General features: G+C 66.2%; 24 protein-coding genes and 1 pseudogene. 9 read left to right on the forward strand and 16 right to left on the reverse strand.

The genetic code is table 11. The annotated features are described in order from the left end of the window. Positions 1-56: 56 nt before the first annotated feature. Positions 57-380, reverse strand: coding sequence for a DUF3572 domain-containing protein (locus Q8N40_RS25480; RefSeq protein WP_305713774.1), 324 nt, complete (start codon positions 378-380; stop codon positions 57-59). A gap of 109 nt (positions 381-489) precedes the next feature. Between Q8N40_RS25480 and Q8N40_RS25485 the strand changes: the two genes are divergently transcribed. Together Q8N40_RS25485 and Q8N40_RS25490 are read left to right on the forward strand one after the other, a co-directional pair. Beyond that, positions 490-861 carry a response regulator gene (locus Q8N40_RS25485; protein WP_069057147.1) on the forward strand — a complete coding sequence of 124 codons (372 nt, stop codon included), beginning with the start codon at positions 490-492 and terminating at the stop codon, positions 859-861. Between the two features lie 18 nt (positions 862-879). Further along, positions 880-2,256 carry a PleD family two-component system response regulator gene (locus Q8N40_RS25490; RefSeq protein WP_305713775.1) on the forward strand — a complete coding sequence of 459 codons (1,377 nt, stop codon included), beginning with the start codon at positions 880-882 and terminating at the stop codon, positions 2,254-2,256. Between the two features lie 258 nt (positions 2,257-2,514). Here the strand turns inward: Q8N40_RS25490 and Q8N40_RS25495 are convergent, their stop codons facing one another. The 8 genes from Q8N40_RS25495 to dprA form a co-directional block, all read right to left on the reverse strand. After that, positions 2,515-2,715, reverse strand: coding sequence for a hypothetical protein (locus Q8N40_RS25495; RefSeq protein WP_305713776.1), 201 nt, complete (start codon positions 2,713-2,715; stop codon positions 2,515-2,517). 211 nt (positions 2,716-2,926) lie between these two features. Next, positions 2,927-3,160: a BrnA antitoxin family protein gene (locus tag Q8N40_RS25500; protein ID WP_305713777.1), complete on the reverse strand. Its 234-nt coding sequence runs from the start codon at positions 3,158-3,160 to the stop codon at positions 2,927-2,929. Between the two features lie 137 nt (positions 3,161-3,297). Continuing rightward, positions 3,298-3,465 (reverse strand): 50S ribosomal protein L33, encoded by a 168-nt coding sequence (gene rpmG / locus Q8N40_RS25505; protein WP_054141277.1) that lies wholly within the window; start codon positions 3,463-3,465, stop codon positions 3,298-3,300. A 156-nt stretch (positions 3,466-3,621) separates the two neighbouring features. Then, entirely contained in the window at positions 3,622-4,356 is a 735-nt protein-coding gene (locus tag Q8N40_RS25510; RefSeq protein WP_305713778.1) for an NUDIX hydrolase, read from the reverse strand. After that, complete coding sequence (locus tag Q8N40_RS25515) at positions 4,353-4,799, reverse strand: DUF983 domain-containing protein (protein WP_305713779.1); 447 nt, start codon at positions 4,797-4,799, stop codon at positions 4,353-4,355. The genes Q8N40_RS25510 and Q8N40_RS25515 overlap by 4 nt, the downstream gene beginning before the upstream one ends. After that, positions 4,799-7,126 (reverse strand): ribonuclease R, encoded by a 2,328-nt coding sequence (rnr, locus tag Q8N40_RS25520; protein WP_305713780.1) that lies wholly within the window; start codon positions 7,124-7,126, stop codon positions 4,799-4,801. The genes Q8N40_RS25515 and rnr overlap by 1 nt, the downstream gene beginning before the upstream one ends. Continuing rightward, positions 7,127-9,883, reverse strand: coding sequence for a type I DNA topoisomerase (topA, locus tag Q8N40_RS25525; protein WP_305713781.1), 2,757 nt, complete (start codon positions 9,881-9,883; stop codon positions 7,127-7,129). Positions 9,884-10,166: 283 nt separating this feature from the next. Further along, a complete protein-coding gene (gene dprA, locus Q8N40_RS25530) occupies positions 10,167-11,282 on the reverse strand; it encodes a DNA-processing protein DprA (protein ID WP_305713782.1) in 1,116 nt (371 codons plus the stop codon). A gap of 225 nt (positions 11,283-11,507) precedes the next feature. Between dprA and Q8N40_RS25535 the strand changes: the two genes are divergently transcribed. Beyond that, positions 11,508-12,749 (forward strand): amidase, encoded by a 1,242-nt coding sequence (locus tag Q8N40_RS25535; protein WP_305713783.1) that lies wholly within the window; start codon positions 11,508-11,510, stop codon positions 12,747-12,749. 114 nt (positions 12,750-12,863) lie between these two features. Here Q8N40_RS25535 and plsY read toward each other — a convergent pair whose 3' ends face one another. The 3 genes from plsY to Q8N40_RS25550 all read right to left on the reverse strand — a co-directional run bounded on the left by plsY (position 12,864) and on the right by Q8N40_RS25550 (position 15,860). After that, positions 12,864-13,457: a glycerol-3-phosphate 1-O-acyltransferase PlsY gene (plsY, locus tag Q8N40_RS25540; RefSeq protein ID WP_305713784.1), complete on the reverse strand. Its 594-nt coding sequence runs from the start codon at positions 13,455-13,457 to the stop codon at positions 12,864-12,866. Between the two features lie 143 nt (positions 13,458-13,600). After that, positions 13,601-14,902 carry a dihydroorotase gene (locus tag Q8N40_RS25545; protein WP_305713785.1) on the reverse strand — a complete coding sequence of 434 codons (1,302 nt, stop codon included), beginning with the start codon at positions 14,900-14,902 and terminating at the stop codon, positions 13,601-13,603. Positions 14,903-14,906: 4 nt separating this feature from the next. Beyond that, a complete protein-coding gene (locus Q8N40_RS25550) occupies positions 14,907-15,860 on the reverse strand; it encodes an aspartate carbamoyltransferase catalytic subunit (protein ID WP_305321986.1) in 954 nt (317 codons plus the stop codon). A 227-nt stretch (positions 15,861-16,087) separates the two neighbouring features. Here Q8N40_RS25550 and Q8N40_RS25555 point away from each other — a divergent pair, with 227 nt between their 5' ends. From Q8N40_RS25555 to Q8N40_RS25570, 4 genes are read left to right on the forward strand one after another with little or no spacing between them, the layout of a single operon-like run. Further along, positions 16,088-17,461 carry a caspase family protein gene (locus tag Q8N40_RS25555; protein WP_305713786.1) on the forward strand — a complete coding sequence of 458 codons (1,374 nt, stop codon included), beginning with the start codon at positions 16,088-16,090 and terminating at the stop codon, positions 17,459-17,461. Positions 17,462-17,511: 50 nt separating this feature from the next. Further along, on the forward strand, positions 17,512-18,243 hold the full coding sequence (locus Q8N40_RS25560; protein WP_305713793.1) for a M15 family metallopeptidase: 732 nt from the start codon (positions 17,512-17,514) through the stop codon (positions 18,241-18,243). A 37-nt stretch (positions 18,244-18,280) separates the two neighbouring features. Then, on the forward strand, positions 18,281-19,924 hold the full coding sequence (locus Q8N40_RS25565) for an acyl-CoA dehydrogenase family protein (protein WP_305713787.1): 1,644 nt from the start codon (positions 18,281-18,283) through the stop codon (positions 19,922-19,924). Between the two features lie 36 nt (positions 19,925-19,960). Continuing rightward, complete coding sequence (locus Q8N40_RS25570) at positions 19,961-20,731, forward strand: CPBP family intramembrane glutamic endopeptidase (protein WP_305713788.1); 771 nt, start codon at positions 19,961-19,963, stop codon at positions 20,729-20,731. Between the two features lie 9 nt (positions 20,732-20,740). Here Q8N40_RS25570 and Q8N40_RS25575 read toward each other — a convergent pair whose 3' ends face one another. The 4 genes from Q8N40_RS25575 to Q8N40_RS25590 form a co-directional block, all read right to left on the reverse strand. After that, on the reverse strand, positions 20,741-21,664 hold the full coding sequence (locus Q8N40_RS25575) for an AEC family transporter (protein ID WP_305713789.1): 924 nt from the start codon (positions 21,662-21,664) through the stop codon (positions 20,741-20,743). Between the two features lie 2 nt (positions 21,665-21,666). After that, on the reverse strand, positions 21,667-22,158 hold the full coding sequence (gene ruvX, locus Q8N40_RS25580) for a Holliday junction resolvase RuvX (protein ID WP_305713790.1): 492 nt from the start codon (positions 22,156-22,158) through the stop codon (positions 21,667-21,669). A gap of 252 nt (positions 22,159-22,410) precedes the next feature. After that, entirely contained in the window at positions 22,411-23,346 is a 936-nt protein-coding gene (locus Q8N40_RS25585) for a cyclase family protein (RefSeq protein ID WP_305321980.1), read from the reverse strand. 220 nt (positions 23,347-23,566) lie between these two features. Further along, on the reverse strand, positions 23,567-24,457 hold the full coding sequence (locus Q8N40_RS25590; protein WP_305713791.1) for a LysR family transcriptional regulator: 891 nt from the start codon (positions 24,455-24,457) through the stop codon (positions 23,567-23,569). 104 nt (positions 24,458-24,561) lie between these two features. Here Q8N40_RS25590 and Q8N40_RS25595 point away from each other — a divergent pair, with 104 nt between their 5' ends. Both Q8N40_RS25595 and Q8N40_RS25600 read left to right on the forward strand, forming a co-directional pair. Beyond that, a complete protein-coding gene (locus Q8N40_RS25595; RefSeq protein ID WP_305713792.1) occupies positions 24,562-25,593 on the forward strand; it encodes a nitronate monooxygenase family protein in 1,032 nt (343 codons plus the stop codon). Positions 25,594-25,728: 135 nt separating this feature from the next. Beyond that, a pseudogene (locus tag Q8N40_RS25600) lies at positions 25,729-25,861 on the forward strand (2-nitropropane dioxygenase); the annotation flags it as partial.

The raw sequence follows: 25,861 nt of genomic DNA on the forward strand, positions 1-25,861 counted from the left end.
GTCGGCCAGGCAGTCGCGGCAGAGGACGCGCCGCGCCGCAGGGGGCGGCGCCGGGCTCAATCCGCCACGCCGGCGGGCGGGCCGCTCAGACGCTCCCGGGCCAGGGCGACCGTCTCCGGCGCCACGCCGAGATTGGCGGCGAATTCCAGCAGCAGCGAATCGCTGCCGCCGACATGGTCGAGGACGGCTGCGAGAAAGGCCGGCTCGCCCGCCGCCGCACGCAAGGTCGCCGGGCCGAGGCCGGTGACGGCGAGAAAGGGCTCGAGCCGCTCGGGCTCGGCGGCGAGGAACCCCAGCGCGCGCAGGGCCAGCGTCTCCGCTTCGTCGAGGCTCGGGGGTCTGGCCATGGCTTTCGCAAGGCTCCTGTCGGAATCGGTCATCGGGTTTGCGTTTCGTCAACGGCTTACGTGTTACGCAACATGGAACGAGGCTGCCAGCTTGGACAATCTGGGTCAGTCCCCGATGTCCGTGGCGCAAATGAAGGGCGGCATCATGAAGACGGTTCTGATCGTCGAGGACAACGAGCTCAACATGAAGCTCTTCAACGACCTCCTCGAGGCGCACGGCTATGCCACGCTGAAGACGGCCGACGGCATCGAGGCGATCGAGCTGGCGCGCGCGCATCATCCCGACCTCATCCTCATGGACATCCAGTTGCCCGAGGTTTCGGGGCTCGAGGTCACGAAATGGCTGAAGGAGGATGACGACCTGAAGGCGATCCCGGTCGTCGCGGTCACTGCCTTCGCGATGAAGGGCGACGAGGAACGCATCCGGGAGGGCGGCTGCGAGGCCTATCTCTCGAAGCCGATCTCCGTCGCGAAGTTCCTGGAGACCGTCCGCGCCTATGCCGGCGCGGCCTGAGCGTTCGAAGGCAAACCCATGTCCGCGCGCGTCCTCGTCGTCGACGACATCGTCACCAACGTGAAGCTGCTGGAGGCGAAGCTTTCGGCGGAGTACTTCGACGTCGTCACCGCGCTGAACGGCCCCGACGCCATCGCCATCTGCGAACGCGGCGAGGCCGACATCGTCCTGCTCGACGTGATGATGCCCGGCATGAACGGTTTCGACGTCTGCCGCCGCCTGAAGAGCGAGGCGACGACGGCCCATATCCCCGTCGTGATGGTCACCGCGCTCGACCAGCCGGGCGACCGCCTCAAGGGCCTCGATGCCGGGGCCGACGATTTTCTGACCAAGCCGCTCGACGACACCGCTCTCTTTGCCCGCGTCCGCAGCCTCGTGCGGCTGAAATCGATGACCGACGAGCTGCGCAACCGCGCGCTCGCCTCGCGCCGCCTCGGCATCGCCGATCCGCTGGCGGCCGCTGCATCGGAGACGGGGCTGAACGGCCGCATCCTGGTGGTCGAGGATCGGGCCCGCGTGATCGAGCGGCTGGAGAGCGCGCTGTCGGCCTTCCACGTGGTCGAGACCGAGCCGGACCCGCAGCAAGCCCTGCTGCGGGCCGTCGAGGGCGATTTCGACAGCGTCCTCGTCAGCCTCGATCTGCAGGGCTATGACGGGTTGCGCCTGTGCAGCCAGCTGCGTTCGCTCGAACGGACCCGCAACGTGTCGGTGCTGATGATGGGGGAGGCGGAGGACCGCACCCGCATCCTGCGCGGCCTCGAGATCGGCGCGCATGATTTCCTGATCCGGCCGATCGATCGCAACGAGTTGCTCGCTCGCGTCCGCACCCAGGTGCGTCGCAAGCGCTTCACCGAGAAGCTGCGCGACAGCGTGCAGTCCTCGATGGAGATGGCGGTGATGGACCAGCTCACCGGGCTGCACAACCGCCGCTACATGGACAGCCGGATGGCGGCGCTGTTCGACGAATCGGCGCTGCGCGCCCGATCGCTGGCCCTGCTCGTGCTCGACATCGACCATTTCAAGCGGGTCAACGACAGCTATGGCCACGACGTCGGCGACGAGGTCCTGCGCGAATTCGCCGACCGCGTCCGCGCCTGTACCCGCGGCATCGATCTCGTCGCCCGCATGGGCGGCGAGGAGATCGTCGTGGTGCTGCCGGACACCGCGCTCGACGCCGCCTATGCCGTCGCCGAACGTATCCGCGAGCGGGTCGTCTCCGAGCCCTTCGGCATCCAGGGCGCGACGAACAGCATTCCCGTCACCGTCTCGATCGGCGTCTCGAGCCGGCGGGCCGGCGACGCCTCGCCCGCCGAGATCATGAAGCGCGCGGACGACGCGCTCTACCTGGCCAAGGCCAACGGCCGCAACCGCGTCATCGCCGCCAACGCCGCCTGACGCAGCGCGCAGCCCTGCCGCGACTGGTTACGCGGTAAGGTTAAGCATTGAAGAACATTGGTGAATCGGGTGCGGGCGATTGATTCCCGGTCTGCGCACCTGCAATGGTCACGGCGACGCAGCGTCACACGCTGCCTCGCAATGCCCCTCGGCTCTCAGGTCCGCCGCATCTCCTGGGAACCCGGAGGGCTCGGCCGGTCGGTTGCGGACATTCTGGCCTCCTCAGAACCGCCACCGGCCGGCCACCTCTCCCCCGCTTCAGAAATACTGCGAGAGCACGGCCGGCACGACATAGCCGAGCCCCGCGAAGACCGCGAGGATCGCGATGAGCGCGACCGCCGCGACGACGCGGTTGCCCAGGAAGCGCGAGGAATCGATTTCGACGAGGAGCTTCAGCAGCCGGCGGCCGGCGCCATGAGGCGTGCTGCGGTGGTCGGGATCGGGCGTTGCGGCATTCACGGGACGATCTTCCGATGACGAGGGACAGGCCCCTGCGACGCGCGGGTCGCTGCCGCAGGTGGTCGTCGCCCTCGACCAAAGAGCATCGTGCCATCAGAACGGGCCCGAGGCCGTGACAAATGCGCCGCAGCGGCGCGAAAACCGCCTGGCGCAGCGCTCACGAGCGCGCCATGCTGGCGGAGATCGGCGCCGGGGCCGCCTCCGCCGCGAATTAGAGCCCTGTCGCGCGCCGCAGCGCCGCGTTGATGCGGTCCTGCCAACCGGGGCCCTCGTCCTGGAAATGCGCGAGCACGTCACTGTCGATTCGCAACGAGACGAGTTCTCGCGCACCGGGTATGGCGATGCGCTTTTCGGCGGGAGGGGCCACCCTCGGCACGGCCACGGTGAACAGCGCCTCGGCCTTGTCGCGTGCGCTCATCGGCCGGCGGGGCCTGTCGGTGCTCATGGCGTCATGACCTTCCTGCGGAGCAGCGGGAGTTGATGCCGTCCGCGTCGCTCCGGCAACAAAAAACCGCCCGGGAGAGGGCGGTTTCGATGGCGATCAGGATCGGCAGGCGCAAGCGCCTCACTTGATCTGACGCCTCACTTGATCTTGGTTTCCTTGAACTCGACGTGCTTGCGCGCGACGGGGTCGTACTTCTTCATCGACATCTTCTCGGTCATCGTGCGCGAGTTCTTCTTCGTCACGTAGAAGTAACCGGTGTCGGCGGTCGAAAGCAGCTTGATCTTGATGGTCACGGCCTTGGCCATGGGGATATCCTCGAACCATGCGGGGCTGGTGAGGCCCACGGAAAATGAGAAAGGCCGGGCGAACCCGGCAAACCGTCGGGCGTGGAAATGCCGGAAAGCCCCGCCGAAGTCAAGGCTCAATGGCTTTCTGCCCTCGCCATCGCCCCGGCCGAAGCCTCAGAGTTCCTCGCGCACGAAGGCGCCATTCTTCTCCCAGTAGAAGGGAACCGGCAGCCAGGGCGCAAAACCCCCGGCGATCCGGGCTTCGACCTCCTGAATGATCACCTTGGTGATCGTCGGCAGGTCCAGTTCCTTCGCCTCGTCGAAATCGACCCAGACCAGGTCGACCAGCTCCGAATCGGGCCCGACGACGTTCTCGATGCGCTTGGCGACGGCCGAGGCGTCGACGGTGAAGAACCGGGTATCGAAGCGCTTGGGCCGCCGCGGCGGCGTGATCGCCCGCGCCACATAGGAGACGGCGGAGAGATCGGGATAGACGCCGAAAGCGGCGAACTCGGCCCAGCTTCCGGCCGGTGGCGTCTCGGGTGTGCCGTAATCTGCGGAGCCGAAGAGCAGGCCGGTCTCTTCGAAGGTCTCGCGGATCGCCGCCAGCGCCAGCGCGCGCGCCTTGCCGATGCTGGGGCGCACGGTGCGCTTCAGCAGACGGTCCTCGCAGATCTGGGCCAGCGCCCCGGTGGCGGCCATGCGACGGTCGCCCGGATCGAGGCGTCCACCCGGGAAAACATATTTGCCCGGCATGAATTTGTGGCCGGCATGGCGCTTGCCCATCAGAATCCGGGGCTTGGCGGCGCTGCGGTCGAGAATCATCATCGTCGCCGCATCGCGGGGACGATGATTGGCGGCGACGCGGACGCGCTCGGCGTTCGTCAGCGTGACGGCATGGTCGTTCATGGCTGCTGCACCGCAGGCGGAAGCGGCTGGCGCTCGGGCGTGTCGGGCCGGCCGCCGAAGCCGTGCATGCGCAGTGCCCATTGCAGGCCGATGACGCCGCCCTTCACCGGCTGCATCAGCAGCAGGGAGAGGACGACGGTCAGCGCCGGCCAGATCGCCATGTGCAGGCCCATCGACCAGTCGGCATATTTCTCGGCCAGCAGCAGGCCGCCGACGATGATATGGCCGACGATGGTGATGACGACATAGGGCGGCAAGTCGTCGGCACGCTGGTGATGCAGCGCTTCGCCGCAGGCCTCGCACGTGTCGACCGGCTTCAGGAAGCCCCTGAACAGGCGCCCCTGGCCGCAATGCGGGCAGCGCCCGCGCAGGCCGTTGCCGATCGCCCGGCGCCAGTCCCGCGCTTGCGGTTGGGGGCTCGCCATGTGGATCTGGACCGCCATCACCGCCTCTTTCCGGATTTGGGCTTGCCCGCCTTGCCCTTGGCGAAGCGCCCCGGGCCGCTGCGGCCGCCGGGAGGGCCGCCGAAGGCGCCGCCCTTGCCGCGGCGCGGCGCAGGGCCGCGTCCGCCCAGGCCGCCCGATGTCGTGGCTCGGCCGGCCGAGAGCAGCTCGAAGCGCAACGCCCCCGCGACAGGGGCCGCCTCGACGAGCTTCACATGGACGCGGTCGCCGAGGCGGAAGCTCTCGCCCGTGCGCTCGCCGATCAGCGCATGCGCCGCCTCATCATAGCGGTAGTAGTCGGCCCCGAGCGTCGAGGCCGGGATGAAACCGTCGGCGCCGGTGCCGTCGAGCTTGACGAAGAGCCCCGCCCGGTTGACGCCGCCGATGCGCCCGTCGAAGGAGGCGCCGATCTGGTCGGCCAGGAAATGCGCGATCAGCCGGTCGACCGTCTCGCGCTCGGCGGCCATGGCGCGCCGCTCGGCGGCCGAGATCCGCGTCGACACCTCGCGCAGCGTCTCCAGCGTCGTGCCCCTAGGAAGGCCGTCATCGCCGAATTTCTGCGAGGCGATCAGGGCGCGGTGGACGACGAGGTCGGCGTAGCGCCGGATCGGCGAGGTGAAATGCGCGTAGCGCCGCAAGTTGAGGCCGAAATGGCCGTAATTCTCGGCGGCATATTCGGCCTGCGCCTGGCTGCGCAACACCACTTCGTTCACCAGCGGTTCGGAATCGTGTCCCTTGACCTGCGCCAGCACGCGATTGAACAGCGCGGGACGCAGCGCGCCTGACTTCGCGAACGGCAGATCGAGCGTTTTCAGGAATTCTTGAAGGTTATGAACCTTCTCCAGCGAAGGTTCATCGTGCACCCGGTAGATCAGCGGCAGCGTCTTCTTTTCGAGCATTTCCGCGGCGGCGACATTGGCGAGGATCATGAACTCCTCGATCAATTTATGCGCATCGAGCCGTTCCGGCACGATGACGCGGTCGACCGTACCGTCGGGCTTCAGCAGGATCTTGCGTTCGGGAATGTCGAGGTCGAGCGGATCGCGTTCGTCGCGCGCCTTCTTCACGGTGGCGTAGGCGTCGTACAGCGGTTTTAGAATGGGATCGAGCAGGGGACCCGTGGTGTCGTCAGGCCGGCCGTCGATCGCCGCCTGCGCCTGCGCGTAATTCAGCTTTGCCGCCGAACGCATCAGGATGCGGTGAAAGCTGTGCGAGCGCTTGCGGCCGTCGGCGCCGATCACTATCCGCACGGCGAGCGCGCCGCGCGGCTCGCCCGGCACCAGCGAGCACAGATCGTTGGAGATCCGTTCGGGCAGCATCGGCACCACGCGATCCGGAAAATACACCGAATTGCCGCGGGTCAGCGCGTCGCGATCCAGCGCCGAGCCCGGCCGCACATAGAACGCGACGTCGGCGATCGCGACAGTGACGATATAGCCGCCCTTGTTGCCGGGATCGGGATCGAGTTCGGCATGCACGGCGTCGTCATGGTCCTTGGCGTCGGGCGGATCGATGGTGACCAGCGGCAGTTCGCGCCAGTCCTCGCGTCCCGCCAGCGTCGCAGGTTTTGCCGCTTCGGCGTCGCGCAGCGCCGAGGGCGAAAACGCCTGCGGAATTTCGTGGGAATGGATCGCGATCAGGCTGACCGCTTTCTCGGACGCGAGCGAACCCAATCGTTCCTTGACCTTGCCGGAAGCGAGGCCGAAGCCACGCGAGCGCATGATCTCGATGCTGACGAGGTCGCCGTCCTCGGCGCCGCCGGAGTCGGCCTTGGCGATGTTCAGCTCGCGCCCGACCTGTTTCTTGTCGACCGGGATGAGCCGTCCGCCGCCGTCGGGCAGCGTGCGGAAGATGCCGAGCACGCGGGATCTGGCGTGATCGATGACCTTGATGACGCGCCCGCGATAAACCGCGCCTTCGCCGTCGTCAGGCTTTTCGACGCGCAGCAGCGCGCGGTCGCCGACGCCGGCCGCCGTACCCGGCTGCGGACGGCGCGGCACATGGATGCGGATTTTCGGCGGCGCGCCGTTTTGCTCTTCATCCCACTCGGTGGGAACAGCGATCAACTCGCCGTCCTTGTCGCGGCCGGTGATGTCGGCCATCACGGTCGGCGGCAGGGCCGCCGGCTCGTGCAGCGCCTTGCCCTGTTTGGCGATCAGGCCTTCGTCGGCGAGTTCGCGCAGGATGCGCTTCAACTCGATGCGGTCGGCGTTCTTCAGGCCGAATTCCCGCGCGATCTCACGGGTGCCAATCTTGCCCGTGGACGCGCGAATGAAGGCGACGATGGCGTCCCGTGCCGGAAAGCCGCTGTCGCGATGCTTCGCCACCTAGCCGCGGGCCTTGCCGGCGCTTTTCTTCGCAGGCGTCTTCACCGCCGGCTTGACGGCGGATGTCTTGGCCGCGGCGGTCACCGGCGCACGGGCCTTGCTGACGGAGTCGGTTTTCGCCTTGGCCGCGGCTTTTTTCGCGACCGCCTTCTTGGCTGGTTTTGGGGCCATCGCATCGGACTCCGGCTTGGCCTTGGCGGGTTTCTTCGCGGGCGCCTTTTTCTTGCCCCGCGCAGGCTTGCCGCCGCCCTTGGCGACGCGCTCGTCGATCAGCGCGATGGCTTCTTCCAGCGTGATGGTTTCCTGGGTCTTGTCGCTCGGGATGGTGGCGTTGACGCCGCCCGAGGTGACGTAAGCGCCGTAACGGCCGCTCTTGACCGCAACGCCGCCGAGGGTCGGGTGATCGCCGAGCGGTTTGCCGGGATCGGCGCCGAAACGGCGGCCGCTCGGACCCTTCAAAATCTTCTCCGCGATCAGCGTCACCGCGCGGTTGAGCCCGATATCGAACACCTCGTCGCCGGCCTCGAGGCTGGCATAGGTCTTCTCATGGCGCACGAACGGGCCGAAACGGCCGAGTCCCGCGGTGATCGGCTCGCCGGTCTCCGGATGCTTGCCGATCTCACGCGGCAGCGACAACAGTTTCAGCGCAAGGTCCAGTTCGACGTCGCTGGGCGAGGTGTTCTTCGGAATGCCGGCGCGCTTCGGCTTCTCGCCTTCGGCATAATCCCTGGGCTCGCCGAGCTGGATGTAGGGACCGAACCGTCCGGCCTTCACCCATACGTCGCGATCGGTTTCGGGATCCTTGCCGAGCAGGCGGTCGGCGCTGGCCTCGCTATCGGCCGCCAGCGGACGGGTGTAGCGGCATTCCGGATAATTCGTGCAGCCGACGAAGGCGCCGAACTTGCCGGCCTTGAGGTTGAGCTTGCCGGTGCCGCAGGTCGGGCACTGCCTGACATCGCCGCCGTCGGCGCGAGCCGGATAGATATGCGGTCCCAGCATGTCGTCGAGCGCATCGAGCACCTGGGTCACCCGCAGATCCTTGATCTCGTTGACGGCGCCGATGAAGCCGGTCCAGAAATCCTGCAGCACCTGCTGCCAGGAAATCTCGTTGTTGGAGATGCGGTCGAGCTGCTCTTCGAGCGCGGCGGTGAAATCATACTCGACGTAACGGGCGAAGAAGTTTTCCAGGAACGCGACCACGACGCGGCCCTTGTCCTCGCCATGCAGGCGCTTCTTCTCGAGCTTGACGTAGCCGCGGTCCCTCAGCACCTGCAGGATCGAGGCATAGGTCGAGGGACGGCCGATGCCGAGCTCTTCCATGCGCTTGACGAGCGACGCCTCGGAGAAGCGCGGCGGCGGTTCCGTAAAGTGCTGGGTGACGGCGAGGTCCTGCTTCTTCAGGGCGTCGCCTTCGCTCATGGCGGGGAGGCGGCGCGAATCCTCGTCGTCGCCGTCGTCGTCCCTGCCTTCCTGGTAGAGCGCGAGAAAGCCGTCGAATTTAATCACCTGCCCGGTGGCGCGCAGTTCCAGCACGCGCGAACCCGCTTTGGCGGAGATATCGACGGTGGTGCGCTCCATTTCCGCCGATTCCATCTGGCTGGCGATGGTGCGGGTCCAGATCAGCTCATAAAGCCTGGCCTGGTCGGTATCGAGGCGGCGGCGCATCTCGGCCGGTCGTCGCGACAGGTCGGTGGGGCGGATCGCTTCGTGCGCTTCCTGGGCGTTCTTGGCCTTGGTCTGGTACAGCCGCGGCGTTTCCGGCACATAGGCCTTGCCGTAATCCTCGCCGATCACGGTGCGCGCCTGCGTGATTGCCGAACCGTCGATCTGGACGCCGTCGGTACGCATATAGGTAATGAGACCGGTGGTCTCGCCGCCGATGTCGATGCCTTCATAGAGCCGCTGCGCGATCCGCATGGTGTGCGCCGGTGCAAAGCCCATCTTGCGGCTGGCTTCCTGCTGCAGCGTCGAGGTGGTGAAGGGCGCGTGCGGATTGCGCCGCGCCGGTTTGGCTTCCACCGTGGACACCGAGAAATTGGCGGCCTCGATCGCCTGCTTGAGGTCTTCGGCTTCCGCGCCGGTGCCGATATCGAGTCTTTGAATCTTCTTGCCGTCGGCGCCGATCAGCCGCGCCTCGAAGGCGTCGCCGCGCGGCGTCGTCAGGGTCGCGACCAGCGACCAGTATTCCCTGGGAACGAATTTCTCGATTTCGAGCTCGCGGTCGCAGACCAGCCGCAGCGCCACCGACTGCACGCGGCCCGCCGAGCGCGCGCCCGGCAGTTTACGCCACAGCACCGGCGAGAGCGTAAACCCGACCAGATAGTCCAGCGCGCGGCGCGCCATGTAGGCGTCGACCAGCGCGCCATCGATCTGGCGCGGGTTCTTCATCGCCTCGGTCACCGCCTGCTTGGTGATGGCGTTGAACACCACGCGCTCGATCTTGTGGTCCTTGAGCGCGCGCTTCTCCTTCAGCACTTCCAGCACATGCCAGGAGATCGCCTCGCCTTCGCGGTCGGGGTCGGTTGCGAGGATCAGCTTGTCGGCGCCCTTCAGCGCCTTGGCGATGTCGTTGAGCCGGCCGGCGGCCTTGGGGTCGATCTCCCAGATCATCTGGAAGTTGGCCTCCGGATCGACCGATCCGTTCTTGGCCGGCAGGTCGCGGACATGGCCGAAGGAGGCCAGAACCTCGTACGAGGCGCCCAAATATTTGTTGATCGTCTTGGCTTTCGCCGGCGACTCGACAATGACGATATTCATGTCATTCCAATGGCTTACGGGAAAATCAAAAGCCGGTTCCGCGAGACTCGCGTCGGCGTTTCGAAAGCGAACATGGGTGGTGAGGCCGCCCCTGTCAAATGGCGTGATGCGGCAAGGGGCCGAAAAGGACCCGCCAAAGTATCATGAGAGTTGCAATTTGCGTCCTGTAGTTGCGCTCTCGAAGGGTGTATCTGGTAAATATACTCGGTTGGAATGTGGAGGAAGCCGAGGAGCGGGTGAGGCTGCGCAGCAGGCGGAAGCTGTCGCGAGGGGCGGGCGTGGGTTAAATCATCGACACCAGCCCGCCGCCGTGGCGCTCCAGCCGGCCGGCGAGTTCGAGTTCGAGCAGCACGGCGCGCGTCACCGCCGGCGAGGCGCCGGACATCCGGATCAAATCGTCGAGCAGCACCGGCGTCGGCCCGAGCAAGGCGGTGATGCGCGCGCGGTCGCCGGCATCGGGCTCGACGTCGAGCGGCTCGTCATCCGGCTCGCGCAAGGCGAGCGGCCGTCCCATGATCGGCTCGACCGCGCTGATGACATCGGCCGCTTCGGTGGTCAGCGTCGCGCCCTGCTTGATCAGATCGTTGGTGCCGGCGGCGCGCGGGTCGAGCGGGGAGCCCGGCACCGCAAAAACCTCGCGGCCCTGTTCGGCGGCGATTCTTGCCGTGATCAGCGATCCCGAGCGAAGCGCTGCCTCCACCACGACGACGCCGAGCGCGGCTCCCGAGATCAACCGGTTGCGCCGTGGAAAATCGCGGGCGCGCGGCACGTGCCCGAGCGGCATTTCGGAGATCGCGGCGCCGCCGGAATCGAGGATCTGGGCCAGCAGGTCTTCATGCTCCGGCGGATAGATCCGGTCATGCCCGCCGGCCAGCACCGCCACCGTGCCGCCTGCAAGACTGGCGCGATGCGCGGCCTGGTCGATGCCGCGCGCCAGCCCCGACACGATGACAAAACCGGCCTCCGAGAGATCGCGCGCCAGCGTGCCGGCGAATTTCAGCCCGGCGCCGGAGGCGTTGCGCGAGCCGACGATCGCGAGCATCGGCCGCATCAGCGCATCCTGCGCGCCGCGCACGCCGAGCAGCGGCGGCGCATCGTCCAGCGTGGCCAGACGCGGCGGATAGCCGGCTTCATCCGGCGCCAAAAGGCTGACGCCAATCCTTCTGCTCGCCGCCAGTTCGGCGCCCGCATCCTCCTCGCTGCAGATCCGCCCCGGACGATCGGCACCGCCGCGCCGCGCGAGGTCGGGCAGCCGCTGCAGCGCGACGCGGGCGCTGCCGAAATGATTGAGCAACGAACGAAAGGTGCGCGGCCCGACATTGTCGGAACGGATCAGCCGCAGCCGGTCGATCCGCTCGGCGTCGGTGAGGTGGGTGGTCTTGGGCGTGCGTGTGTCCATGCGGGCACAGCTTCGCCCAACCGGAGGGTGTGTCAACTTGATTTGCTTCCTCCTCATTCCGGGGCGATGCGAAGCATCGAACCTCAGATGTGCAATTGCACATCGGGGAATCCTAGGATTCCGGGTCTTGTGCTTGCGCACCATCCCGGAATGACGGGAGAACGTGTCGCTTGCCCGATGTCCACACGCTCCTTAAAAGCGGATCCATCGAAAGGAAACGTTGCAATGATCTCGCTCGCCGATCTCCAGCGCCGCATCGAATCCGGCGAGATTTCCGCCGACACCGCGATCAGGCAGTCGGTCGAGGCCATCGACATCCATGACAAGACCCTCGGCGCCTTCGTCTGCCGCACTGAAAACCCTCGCGCGCAAAGCACCGGGCCGCTGCGCGGCATCGCTGTCGGGATCAAGGACATCATCGATACCGCGGATATGGCGACCGAGATGGGCTCGCCGATCTATCGCGGTTTTCGGCCGCGCGCGGATGCATCCGTGGTGATGATGCTGAAGCAGGCCGGGGCAACCATCGCCGGCAAGACCACGACGACGGCGTTCGCTTCGGTCGATCCGACCGCCACGCTCAACCCGCACAACACGGACCATACGCCGGGCGGATCGTCATCGGGCTCGGCGGCGGCGGTCGCGGCCGGCATGATTCCGCTGGCGCTGGGCACCCAGACCGGCGGTTCGATGATCCGGCCGGCCTCGTTCTGCGGCGTGGCCGCGATCAAGCCGTCGTTCCGGATGCTGCCGACGGTCGGCGTGAAATGCTTTTCCTGGACGCTGGATACAGTCGGGCTGTTCGCGGCCGGGGTCGAAGACCTGGCGCAGGGATTGTCGGCCATGACCGGCCGGGCCGAGCTGAGGCCTGGCGCCGCGATCGAGACACCGCGCATCGGCGTGGTGACGCAGGATTTTGCCGGCGCGCCGGAGGCAGCGGGCGCGGAGGCGTTGCGGATCGCAGCGAAAGCGGCGGAACGCGCCGGGGCGAGCGTGCGCGAACTGGCCTTGCCCGACATTGTCGGCGAGGCATGGCGGATTCATCCCACCCTGCAGGATTTTGAAGCGCACCGGGCGCTGGCCTGGGAATACCGCACGCGTCACGCCGACATGCCGCCGCTGCTGCGCGGACGGCTCGATGAAAGTGTGGGAATTCTGCCCGCCGACTACGACGCGGCGCGCAGCGTCGCCAACCGCGCCCGCAAGGCGCTGGCGAAGCTGTTCGACGAGGTCGACGTGCTGCTGACGTTTTCCGCGCCGGGCGCCGCCCCGAAGGGGCTGACCTCGACCGGCGAGCCCCGCTTCAACCGGCTCTGGACGCTGATGGGCGTGCCCTGCGTTAATATTCCGGCCTACGTGGCCGAGGGTGGATTGCCTGTCGGCGTGCAGGTGATCGCGCGGTTCGGCAATGATGCGCGGGCGCTGGCCGCCGCGCGGTTCCTGGAGGAAGCGCTTAAGCGAGGATAAGGGATGCCGTCATTCCGGGACACGCGTCTTCGCGTGTACCCGGAATCCAAGGGTTGCTGACCAAGATTCCGGGTTCGCGCTGACGCGCGCCCCGAAATGACGACGTGAACGTCGTCACTTCTGCCCGATGCGGCCCTCGGTGCCTGCCTGCAACCGCTTGATGTTGTCGCGGTGCGCGTAGAACAGCAGCAGGGTCAGGAGAGCGAACAAGGCCGCCAGCGCCGGGTGGCCGAACCACCACAGAAAAACCGGCGTGACGACACTGGCCACCAGTGCCGAGAGCGAGGAGTAGCGTGTGGTTGCGGCGGTGGCGAGCCACAGCGCGCAAAACACCAGGGCGGCGGGCCAGAACAATCCGATCAGCACGCCGATATAAACCGCGACGCCCTTGCCGCCCCTGAACTTGAGCCAGACCGGGAAGAGGTGGCCGAGAAAGGCGCCGAGTGCCGCCAGCATCGCGGCGTTGGGGCCGCCGAAATAGCCTGCGATGAGCACCGCGACCGTGCCCTTCAGTGCGTCGAACAGCAGCGTCGCCGCGGCGAGGCCCTTGCGGCCGGTGCGCAGCACATTGGTGGCGCCGATGCTGCCGGAGCCGATCGAGCGCAGATCCTCGGTGCCCGCGGATTTCGTCAGCAGCAGCCCGAACGGGATCGAGCCGAGGAAATAGCCGACGACAAAAGCCACCGGCAGCCATGCTTCAGGCGACATCGCTTGGCCTCCCTTCTTTTGGGGCCTCATGGTTCGAGACGCGCGAAGGCGCGCTCCTCACCATGAGGAACTCAGACCTCATCCTGAGGAGCATCGCGAAGCGATGCGTCTCGAAGGATGGAGCACCGGAAGTGGAAATGCCTTTAGACATGCTCATACACCGTGCGGCCGCCGACGATGGTGCGCACCACGCGGCCGGAGAACCTGGAATCGTCGAACGGCGTGTTCTTGCATTGCGATTTGAGATCGGCGGGATCCAGCACCCAGGGCGTGTCGGGATCGATCACGATGACGTCGGCGGGCGAGCCCGCGCGCAGCGATCCGCCTGCTAGCCCGAGCAACTCGGCCGGGCGCGTCGACATCGCGCGGATCAGGGTCTTGAAATCGGTCTCGCCATTGTGGATCAGGCGCAGCGCCGCCGGCAGCATGGTCTGCAGGCCGATCGCGCCATAGGCCGCTTCCGCGAACGGCAGCCGCTTGACTTCGACGTCCTGCGGATTGTGGTCGGACATCACGACGTCGATCAGCCCGGAGGCGACGGCGGCGACCAGCGCCAGGCGGTCGTCCTCGGTGCGCAGCGGCGGCGACAGCTTTAGGAATGTCCGGTAGGGGCCGATATCGTTTTCGTTCAGGGTCAAATGATTGATCGAGACCGAGGCGGATACCGAAAGACCGGCATCGCGGGCGCGCTGCAAAATCTCCAGCGACTCGATGCAGGTCAGCGAGGCCGCGTGGTAGCGTCCGCCGGTCAGCGCGACCAGGCGCATGTCGCGCTCCAGCATCACGGCCTCGGCGGCATTGGGGATGCCGACCAGCCCCAGCCTTGCGGCGAACTCGCCCTCGTTCATGACGCCTTCGCCGACCAGGTTGGGGTCTTCGGTGTGGTGAACGATCAGCGCGTCGAAGTCGCGGGCGTAGGTGAGGGCGCGCCGCATCACCTGCGCGTTGGTGACGCTGCGGTCGCCATCGGTGAAGGCGACGGCGCCGGCGGCCTTCAGGAGGCCGATCTCGGTCATCTCCTCGCCGCGCATGCCTTTTGTCAGCGCCGCCATCGGGTGGATATTGACGATCGCGGTGTCGCGGGCGCGGCGGAGGACAAAGTCGACGGTTGCCGAATTGTCGATGACGGGGGAGGTATCCGGCTGGCAGATGATGGTGGTGATGCCGCCGGATGCCGCGGCCTGGCTGGCGGAAGCAAATGTCTCGCGGTGGCTGGCCCCGGGTTCGCCGACGAAGGCGCGCATGTCGATCAGCCCGGGGGCCACGACCTTGCCGGCGCAGTTGATGATGTCGGTGCCTTCAGGGACGCCGGCCGCTCCGATGCCGCGCCTGCTATCGCGGATGAAGCCGTCGGCGATCAGGACGTCGCCGGGGCCGTCGAAATCCCTGGAGGGATCGACGACGCGGGCGTTGGCCAGCAGGATCGGGCGGCGGTCGGTCAGCATGATGTCACGCGTTCGGCAGGTTGCGGGCAAGCGCTTCGAGCACCGCCATCCGCACCGCCACTCCCATTTCCACCTGTTCGCGGATCAGCGATTGCGCGCCGTCCGCCACGATCGAGTCGATTTCGACACCGCGGTTCATCGGCCCTGGATGCATCACCAGCGCGTCGGGTTTGGCATAGGCGAGCTTCTTCTGGTCGAGCCCGAAATAGTGGAAATATTCGCCGGTCGACGGCACGAAAGAGCCGTTCATGCGCTCGCGCTGCAGCCGCAGCATCATCACGATATCGGCGCCGTTCAGCCCCTCGCGCATGTCGCGGGCGACCTCGACGCCCATCCGCTCGATGCCGCGCGGCAGCAGCGTGGAGGGCGCCACCACCCGGACCCGGGCGCCCATGATGTTGAGCAGCAGGATATTGGAGCGCGCTACCCGGGAATGCATGACGTCGCCGCAGATCGCCACCACCAGGCCTTCGAGCCGGCCCTTGTTGCGGCGGATGGTGAGCGCATCGAGCAGCGCCTGGGTCGGATGCTCATGGGCGCCGTCGCCGGCGTTGATGACGGAGCCGTCGACCTTGCGGGCCAGCAGTTCCACCGCGCCGGAAGCGTGGTGCCGCACCACCAGGATATCCGGATGCATGGCGTTCAGCGTCACCGCGGTATCGACCAGGGTTTCGCCCTTGCGGATCGACGAGGACGACACCGACATGTTCATGACGTCGGCGCCGAGCCGCTTGCCGGCCAGTTCGAACGAGGACTGGGTCCGGGTCGAGGCCTCGAAGAACAAATTGATCTGGGTGCGGCCGCGCAACGAGGTGCGCTTCTTGTCGACCTGCCGGTTGAGTTCGACATACTCCTCGGAGAGGTCGAGCAGGCCGGTGATGTCGGCAACGGAAAGGCCCTCGATGCCCAGCAGATGCCGGTGACCGAGGACGAAGGTCGATTTCGATACAGGGGTCATTAAAACGAGAGCTATAGGCAGAGATGGCAGGCGGGGCAAGCGTCAATTCCCGCACGCGGACTTATCCACTAGCGCTTCGCCGACACGGTAAACCGCATTCGGTGGTGTTCCCGCGCGACGGTTTCCGGTAAGCTCGCAAAATGGGCACGCGATGCATGCAGGCCATGGAAAATACTCAGCATTTTACCCGGCATTTCATTCGATCTCTCCGCATTGTCGTTAACATCGTGCTGGGAATTGGATGCCTTGCGGGCTATGGCGCCATTGCGGCGACCCCCGCCGCGGCCGAGAAGCGGATCGCGCTTTCGATCGGTAACGACCTCTATCCCAATCTTGGCCCCGACCGGCAGTTGAAGAAGGCGGTCAACGACGCCGGAACCATCGCAGATTCGCTGAAATCGCTCGGATTCGAGGTCATCGTCGGCACCAATCTCGGCCGTCAGGCCATGATCGACAAGCTCGCCGAGTTCACGGCGCGGCTGCAGCCGGGCGATACCGCCGCCGTTTTCTTCGCCGGGCACGGCGTGGCGATCTCGGGCGTCAATTACCTGATCCCGAGCGACGTGCCCGCGGTCACCGAAGGCGCCGAAGCGCGGGTGCGGGGGGCCTCGATCGCGGAGCCCGATTTGATCGCGGAGTTGCAGGCGAAATCGGTCCGCGTCGCGCTGCTGGTGATCGACGCCTGCCGCGACAATCCGTTTCCACGCGCCGCCGGCCGGTCGATCGGCAACACGCGGGGCCTCGCCGACGCCAAACCGGCGCGCGGGATTTTCACGCTGTATTCCGCGGGCATCGGCCAGACCGCGCTGGATCGCCTCAGCGGCAATGACCCCGCGCACAACTCGGTGTTCACCCGGGTGTTCGCCGAACAAATGAAGCGGCCGGAACTGCATCTGGGCGATCTCGCCGTCGAGGTGCGCGAGCGCGTCGCCGAACTCGCCCTCAAGGCCACCGACGGCGGCGGCCAACCGGCGCCGCATGAGCAGACCCCGGCCTATTACGACCAGACACTCGGTGGCCGGATCTATCTGGCGGGGCGATCGCCTGATAACGCTGTGCGGGAGCCCGTCGCCGCGCCGACCGTTCTCGCCGCCAAGCCGCCGGAGAGCGAACGCGCGCTGCGTCCGCCGCGGCCGGGTTCGCCGGGCGAAAGCTGCGCGCGCAAGGGTTTCGAGACCTACTGCGTCAGTTCGGTGCTGAAGCCGCAGTTCGGCAATTCCTATGGGCCGGAAAACCTGTTCGAGGGTCCGCAGAGTTCGGCCTGGGTGGAAGGCCAGGCCGGGCAGGGCATCGGCGAGTGGATCGCGATCGAATTCGACGGCCTGCGCACCGTGCGCTCGATCGTCGTGCGCAACGGCTACCAGAAGAGCCACGATATTTTCCAGAAGAACAACCGCGTGCGCCAGTTGCGGGTCGTGTTCTCGCAAGGCGAAACCCAGACGCTTGTTGTGCCTGACCGTTTTGGGTCAGAATTGTTGACGTTGCCGAAACCGGTGAGGGCGTATTGGGTCAAGTTCATCATCGACGGCGTCTGGGCCGGCAACAAATATACCGACACGGCGATCACCAAACTGGTGGTCAATTCGGAGCGGGCGCCGTGAGCCGCGCCCGCCGGCTTGCGGCGGATCTCGGACGCGCGGCGGGCGCTGCCATCGTTGCCAGCTTCCTCGCAACCGCCGCGGCGCAGGCGCAGCCCTTGCCCGGCGATTTTGTCTTTCTGCGCGACATCGATCCGAGCATCCTGCAGGACATCCGCTACGCTTCCTCGAACAATTTCGTCGGCCGCAGGCTTTCGGGGTATGACGCCGCCGAATGCGTGGTGAAGCGGAGCGTCGGCCCGGCGTTGAAAAGCGTCCAGGCGGAACTGGCTAAGCAAAAACTGTCGTTGAAGATGTTCGATTGCTACCGGCCGGCGCGCGCTTCGCGCGACATGGTGGTGTGGGCGCAGAACGGCAGGGAGACGCCGGCCGAGCGGCGCTATAACCCCACGCTGCCGAAGAAGGATCTGTTCCGGCTGGGCTATATCGCCGAGCGTTCGCAGCATTCCACCGGCGCAGCGCTCGATCTCTCTTTGGTCGATCTCGCCGCCGACAATTCCGCCGCCTTCGATCCCGCCAAAACCTATGCCGATTGCACCGCCCCAGAAGCCGCGCGCGCGCCGGAAGGCAGCGTCGACATGGGCACCGGCTATGACTGCTCGGATGTGAAATCGCATACCGCGTCGCGCGCCGTTACGCCGGATCAACGCCGCTGGCGCAACATGCTGGTTGCCGCGATGACAAAGCAGGGTTTTGTCAACTATTCGAAGGAGTGGTGGCATTTTTCGATGCCGGGCGCCGGCGGGCAGGCGTATGATTTTCCGATCAGGCGGGGATCGAGATAGAGTCGGTCGCGCCAGACGAGACAGCCGGAAGTCCGCCATGCCCCAGCCTTCCTTCATTACCCACGAAGTCTTCAACCAGTCGCCGCCGTTCGAGGACGTTGATCTCTTCAACGCCGATCGGCCGCTGGTCGAGGCCGTCGCGACCAATGGCGGGGCTGTGGCGGAGAAGGAACTGTCCGAATTCGGCCAGCACTGGGGCTCCGCCGAAATGGCGGCGCGGGGCCGCACCGCCAACGAAAACACGCCAAAACTGCGGACTTTCGATTCCCGCGGCAACCGCCGCGACGAGATCGAGTTTCATCCGGCCTATCACGAGTTGATGGCGCGCAGCGCCCATGCCGGCGTGCATAATTCGACCTGGAATGCGCAGGGCAAGCCGGCCGGCGGGGCGTCGGAAGTGGTGCGCGCTGCAAAATTCTACATGGCGGCGCAGGTCGAAACCGGGCATCTGTGTCCGATCACCATGACCCGTGCCTCGGTGGCGGCGCTCGCGGCACAGCCGGATCTGCTGGCGAAGACCATCCCTGTCATCGGCACGCGCGCCTACGATCCGGGTTTTGCGCCGTGGTGGATCAAACGCGGCATGACGCTCGGCATGGGGATGACCGAGAAACAGGGTGGCACCGATGTGCGCTCCAACATGACGCGGGCGGAGCGCGACGGCGATGCCTATCGCATATCGGGCCACAAATGGTTCATGTCGGCGCCGATGTGCGACGCCTTCCTGGTGCTGGCGCAGGCCGACGAGGGCCTGACCTGCTTCTTCATGCCGCGCTTCAAACCTGACGGATCAGTCAATGCGATTCAGTTTCAGCGGCTGAAGGACAAGCTCGGCAACCGCTCCAATGCGTCGTCCGAAGTCGAATTTCTCGGCGCCCATGCGCAGCGGGTCGGAGACGAGGGCAGGGGCATCCGCACCATCATCCAGATGGTGCAGCTGACGCGGCAGGATTGCGCGATTGCCTCCGCCGGCCTGATGCGCTCGGGACTCGCGCATGCGCTGCACCACGCGCGACATCGCAGCGTGTTTCAAAAACATCTCGCCGATCAACCGCTGATGCAGGCGGTGCTCAGCGACATGGCGCTCCATGTCGAGGCGTCAATCGCGCTGGTGATGCGGCTCTGCCGTTCGTTCGATCGCGCGCCCGATGACGCCAATGAGGCCGCCTATATGCGGCTGTTGACGCCCGCGATCAAGTACTGGGTCTGCAAGAGCGCGCCGGGATTTCTGTACGAGGCGATGGAGTGCCTCGGCGGCAACGGCTATGTCGAGGAGGGCATTCTGGCGCGGCATTTTCGGGAGTCGCCGGTCAATGCGATCTGGGAAGGCTCTGGGAATGTGATGTGCCTGGACGTGTTGCGTGCGCTGTCGCGCGAGGCCGAGGCGGCGTCAGCGGTGTTGCAGGGCCTCGCCGCGGAAACCAGCGGCTTGCCGGGCGCCGGTGAAGCGGTGGCGTTCATCGCCAAGGCGTTCCGCCGGCCGGACGGCGAGCGTGTCGCCAGGCTCGCGGTGGAGAAGCTGGCGCTGCTGGCGGCGGCGGCGGCGCTCCATCAGGTGTCGCCGCGCCATGCCGAACTGTTCGCGGCGACCCGGCTCGGCGAAAATCACGCCAGCATGTATGGCGCGGTGGATCTCGCCCGAGACGATATCAGGGGTTTGCTGGAGCGGGCATTACCCTGACGCCCGCAAACCTTCAGCCCATTTGAAAGTTCATTGATGGATTCGGTCGAACCCGCCGCGCCGCCGATCATGGTGACTCCGGTCAAGCACCCGCCGCGCATCTGGAAATTCTGGGGCACTTCGCTGTGGGGCCTGTTCATCTTCGCGATGCTGTTTGTCGGTCAGCTCGCGGTGGTGGGCTGGTTCGTTTTTCGGCAGGAGGGGCCGTTCGATCTGGCCGGCGCGATCCGTGTCGTCGGCGGCGGCCTGACCATCTCGCTCTCCGTCATCATGGGGCTGCCGGCAGCACTGCTCGCGATATGGATCGCCACCCGGCTGTCGCGCACGCCGTTTGCCGAATACCTCGCGCTGCACTGGCCGTCGTGGCGTCATCTGGCGATCGGCATCGTCGCGCTGGTCGTGCTGGTCGCAGGCTGGGACCTGTTATCGCGCGCGCTGGGACGGGAGGTCGCGCCCGGCTTCATGGTCGACGTGCTGAAATCGGCGCGGGCCGACGGCGCGGTGTGGCTGCTGATCATCGCATTCTGTGTCGCGGCCCCGATCTCGGAGGAATTTTTCGCCCGCGGCTTTCTCTATCGCGGCTGGTCGGAATCGTTCCTGAAGGTGCCCGGCGCCATTCTGCTGTCGTCGCTGGTATGGACCGGGCTGCACATGCAGTACGACTGGTTCTTTTTCGGCCAGGTGTTTTCCATCGGCCTGCTGTTCGGCTGGCTGCGCTATCGCTATCACTCGACCTGGCTGACGGTGGTCCTGCACGGAATCAACAATTTCGCGGCGACGCTGCAGAGCATCTGGCTGGCGGGGTGATGACGGGTTTTACGCCACCAGCGCGATCACGATCGGCATGGTGATCGCCGCCAGAATCGTCTGCAGCGTGATGATCTGCGCCAGCAGGGGAGCGTCGCCGCCCATCTGGCGCGCCAGCACATAGGCGCTCGACGACGCCGGCACCGCCGAGCACACCGCCACGATGGCCAGATTGGAGCCGGAAAGGCCGAACCACAACGCCAGCGCGATCGCCAGCACCGGCATCAGCACCAGTTTCAGAAACACGGCGACGCTGGCGGCGAGGCTCGGTCGAAACATGCCCGCCAGCTGCAGGCCGGCCCCGGTGACCAGCAGGCCGATCGCCAGTGCGGAGCGGCCGAGCGCGTCGGCGACCTCATGCCAGATCCGCGGCAGCGGCAGGTGCAGGATATTGAGCGTCAGCCCGATCACGCAGGCCCAGATCAGGGGATTGCGCACCACCGTCATCAGGATGGCGCGGACCGGCTGCTTTTCGGGCGAGGCGTAATGCGCCAGCACGGAAACGCTGAAGACGTTGACCAGCGGGATGATCGCGACCATCGCCACCGAAGCCAGCGCCAGCCCGGTGTCGCCGTAGAGATTGACGGAGACCGCGAGCGCCACATAGGTCTGCCAGCGGGTGGCGCCCTGGAAAATCGAGGTGAAGGCCGGCCCGTCGACCGCGCATCGCGCCAGCAGCGGCCGCAAGGCGAGGCATAGCAGCGACATCAGCAGCAGCGAGAGCAGCAGCGCGCCGCCGACGCCCGCGACGGGCACGGTGGTCAGATCGGCCTTGACGAGGGTCTGCACCAGCAGCACCGGGAACAGCACGTAATAGGTCAGCCGCTCCAGCCCGTGCCATTGCGTCTCGAGCCGCAGCAGGCTTCGCTTGAGGATGAATCCCAGCACGATCAGCAGGAACACCGGCAGCAACGCCGCCATGACCAGCGCCATTCTCAGCGGACCTTGCGGCTATCGCTGAGCGTCATCAACCGGTCGAGCGCGCCCTGCAGGATGTAGATCGCGGCGTGCTCGTCGATCACCTCGGCGCGCCGGGCGCGGCTCATGTCGGTTCCGATCAACTCCCGCTCCACCGCGGCGGTGGAGAGCCGCTCGTCCCACAGGCCGATCGCGAGGTCCGTCAGCCTGGAAAAATTGCGGGCGAAGGCGCGGGTCGATTGCGCGCGCGGCCCCTCGCTGGCGTCCATGTTGACGGGCAGGCCGAGCACGAAGCCGACGGCGCTGCGCTCGGCGGCAATGGCCAGCAGCCGCGCCGCGTCCGATGTGAAAGTCTTGCGCTGAATGGTGCCCACACCGGTCGCGAGCCGGCGGTCGGGATCGGACACCGCGACGCCGATGGTCTTGGTTCCCAAGTCGAGTCCAATCAGCCCGCCGCGGTCCGGCCAGTGCGCGACAGCTTCGATCAGGGGCAGGATGAGAGCGGGCATGCCACCGCTTAACACGCACGACGCTGATCAAGCAAAGCGCTTGCTTGCTTCACCCTCCCCTGGAGGGGGAGGGTCGTCTCGCATCGCAAGATGCGAGACGGGGTGGGGTGACGGTCTATCAACTCGCGCACTCCACGAGTCGATAGACTTTCACCCCACCCCGCCGCTGATTTCATTCGCGTCGACCCAAGAGCGAGCTTCGCTCGTCTCGGCCCCACCAGGGGAGGGTAAGAACATCGAGCTCCGCTGCTCTCAGCGGATCGCCACCGGGTTGATCATGCTCTGCACGCCGCCCTTGAAGCGCGGCTGGCCGAGCACGAACAGGAACTCGTAGGCCTTGTCCTTGGCCAGTTCGGCGGTGTCCATGTTTTCGAGGATGTAGGTGCCGTTCATCGGCAGCAGGATTTGATGGACCTCGAAGATGTTCTTGGTCTCGAACGGAACGGCTTCAAGTCCCCAGGTATCGGCGCCGACCGCGACCACGCCCTTGCCGGTGAGATATTTGGCGCCTTCGACGCCGAGGCCTGGTTCACCGGCGCCGAAACGCTTGTCGTCCTTGCCGATCAGGCTGAGCCAGCCGGTATGGAACAGCACGACATCGCCCTGGCGGATTTCGACGCCCTGTTTCCTGGCGACCTCCTCGATTTCCTTGACGTTGAAGGCGGTGCCTTCCTTGACCACGTCGGTGTTGTAGTGGGCCGCCATGTCGAGCAGTACGCCGCGGGTCACCATCGGCGGGATTTTTTCGACGCCGAGTTTCTTCAGGCCGGTGGGATCGGCGAAATCGGCGAGCTTGTTGCCGTTGTAATAAACGTGCTCGACGCCGATATGGCCGAGACCGTCGAGCTGGCTGCCGACGCCGACCCAGCCTTCGATGATGTCGTCATTGTAAGTGGTCTTGGTGGGACCGAGGCCGGGAATGCCGGCCTGGCCGGGCTGAACCACCGTGATCTTGAATGCGCGCGGGGGGTAGGCCGGCGTCTTGGAATCGACGGGAATGCCGAGTGCATAGGTCTTGCCGGTCTTGACCAGCGAGGCCGCCTTCACCACGAGCTCCGGCTTCATGTAATTGGCGGCGCCGATCTCGTCATTCGGTCCCCATTTCGATTTGGTCCAGTCCTGTGCGCTTGCGGTTCCGGCCGTACCCAACACGGCGACAGAACAGCACAATACGATTGCCCTCAGCATCGCAGATCCTCCCAAGCATTGGCGTTATGGTTGTGGTAGCTAGCGCCGCATACTAACGTAGTGGGGCGGGGCGTCCAAAGTTTTCGACGCTAAACTTCAACCGCGATGCAGCGCCGCATTCGCAAGCGCGAAGTGCCCGCGCAATTTGCCACAAATTCATCACAGCGCTTTTCGCCGCGCGGAATACCCGGGCCCAAATACCCGGGCCTATATTTGGGCCTCAGGCGGCAATGACCTGACCGTTGTTCTCCAGACATGAGACAAAACCTTGCAGGGCGCTGTATTGTGGCGCGCCGCGGCGCTGGATGAAGATTGTATCGACCCGCGACTGTGACGGGCTGAGCGGGTGGATGCGGATGTTGCCGCTCTGGTCGCTGCGTTCGACCACCGCGCGCGGCAGCAGCGTGACGCCCATGCCGGCGGCGACGCAGCCGATCATGCCGTCGAGCGTGCCCAGTTCGAACCGCGCGGCGGACGGCCAGCCGAATTCCGTCAGCAGTTGCTCGAGCCGCTGCCGGTAGCTGCAGCCGGTGCGGAATACCAACGCGGTCGGTCCGGATTCGGGCGTGCCGCCGCGCAGGGCGGCGAGGCTGGCCCAGCGGCGCGCCGTCACCAGCACCAGCTCTTCCTGGAAGGCCGTCACATCGGTGAGTTCGGCATGCGCGATCGGCCCGGCGACGAAGGCGCCGTCGAGCGAACCGTCGAGCACGGCGGCGACCAGATCGGCGGTCGGCGCGGTCCGCAGGCTCAATTGCACCGCGGGAAAACGCCGGTGAAATTCCGCGAGCAGCGACGGCAGCCGCACGGCGGCGGTGGTTTCCATCGAGCCGATCGACAACGGTCCTTTCGGCTCGCCGTCCTCGCGCGCCGCCAGCACCGCTTCTCGCGACAGCGCGGCCAGCCGCTGCGCGTAGGGCAGCAGGCGGCGGCCGGCGCCGGTCAGCGTCATGCCGCGGCTGTGCCGCTCGAACAACGGCGTGCCGATTTCGGCCTCGAGCGCCTTCACCCGCTGCGTGATGTTGGATTGCACGGTGTTGAGTTCGTCGGCGGCGCGGGTGACGGCGCCGAGCCGCGCCACGGTCGAAAACGTCACCAGATCGGACAATTCCATCGCACCGGTTCCGTTCTGTTTTTGAGATGGTAGAGATCTCAAGAAATCATTTATCCAGAATGGTAGCTGGACGTAGATTGCCTGTCCAGATCAGAGGGTTGGAAATGTCGATCGCGACGCCGCTGACGAGCCTGTTGGGGATCCGCCATCCGGTGCTGCTGGCGCCGATGGATGTGATTGCCGGCGCGCGGCTGACGGTGGCGGTGAGCCGGGCCGGGGGCTTCGGCATTCTCGGCGGCGGCTATGGCGAACGAAGCTGGCTCGAGCAGGAGACGGAAAAACTCCGGCAGCAGGCGGCGCCTTTCGGCGTCGGTTTCATTACCTGGAGTCTCGCGAAGCAGCCTGACCTGCTGGATGTCGCACTGGCCGCACGGCCGCGCGCGATCATGCTGTCGTTCGGCGACCCCAAGCCATTTGCGCCCCGCGTCAAGCAGGCGGGCGCGTTGCTGATCTGCCAGGTTCAGGACGAAGCCATGGCGCAGCAGGCGCTCGATGCCGGCGCCGACATTCTGGTGGCGCAGGGCAGCGAGGCCGGCGGCCACGGCGCGTCCCGCACCACGATCGACATCGTGCCGTCGATCGTCGATCTCGCGGCCGGCCGCGTGCCTGTGGTGGCCGCCGGCGGCATCGGCGACGGACGCGGGCTGGCGGCGATGATGATGCTCGGTGCGACTGGCATTCTCATGGGCACGCGCTTCTATGCCAGCCAGGAATGCGACGGCGCCGAGGAGGCCAAGCGGCGCATCTGCGCCGCCAAGGCAGGCGCCACCACGCGCGGCATCATCTTCGACCTGTCGCGCAACAACGTCTGGCCGGCGCCGTTCAACGGGCGCTGCCTGATCAACGACCATGCACGCCGCTGGATGGGCCGGGAAATCGAACTGCTGCAGAATGTGAAGGCGGTCGCCGCCGACTATTCCGCGGCCAGGGCCTCCGGCAATTTCGACATCGCGGCGGTGATTGCCGGCGAAGCCGTCGGCCTGATCCATGACATCCCGCCGGCCGCCGACATCATCGATCGTATCGTCGCCGAGGCCGACCAGATAATGTCGGGGCGACGCAATTCCGGCAGTGGCGTTTTCTTCCCTTCTCCCCTTGTGGGAGAAGGTGGCGCGGGCGAAGTCCGCGCCGGATGAGGGGTCTCTATCAACAGGCAGACTCGTTGATAGAGACCCCTCACCCGTCACGAACGCGCTACGCGCATTCGTGCCACCCTCTCCCACAAGGGGAGAGGGTAAGCGAGCCAACACGAGAGAGAGAGACACAACATCATGTGGCCGGACCGCCGAATCCTCGATCTCTTCAAGACCGAATTTCCCATTATTCTGGCGCCGATGGCGGGGGTGATGGACGCCGACCTCGTGATCGCGGCGGCGCAGGGCGGCGCGCTCGGCTCGCTGCCCT

Origin of the sequence: Bradyrhizobium sp., from assembly GCF_030693485.1 — a bacterium.
Lineage (GTDB): Bacteria > Pseudomonadota > Alphaproteobacteria > Rhizobiales > Xanthobacteraceae > Bradyrhizobium.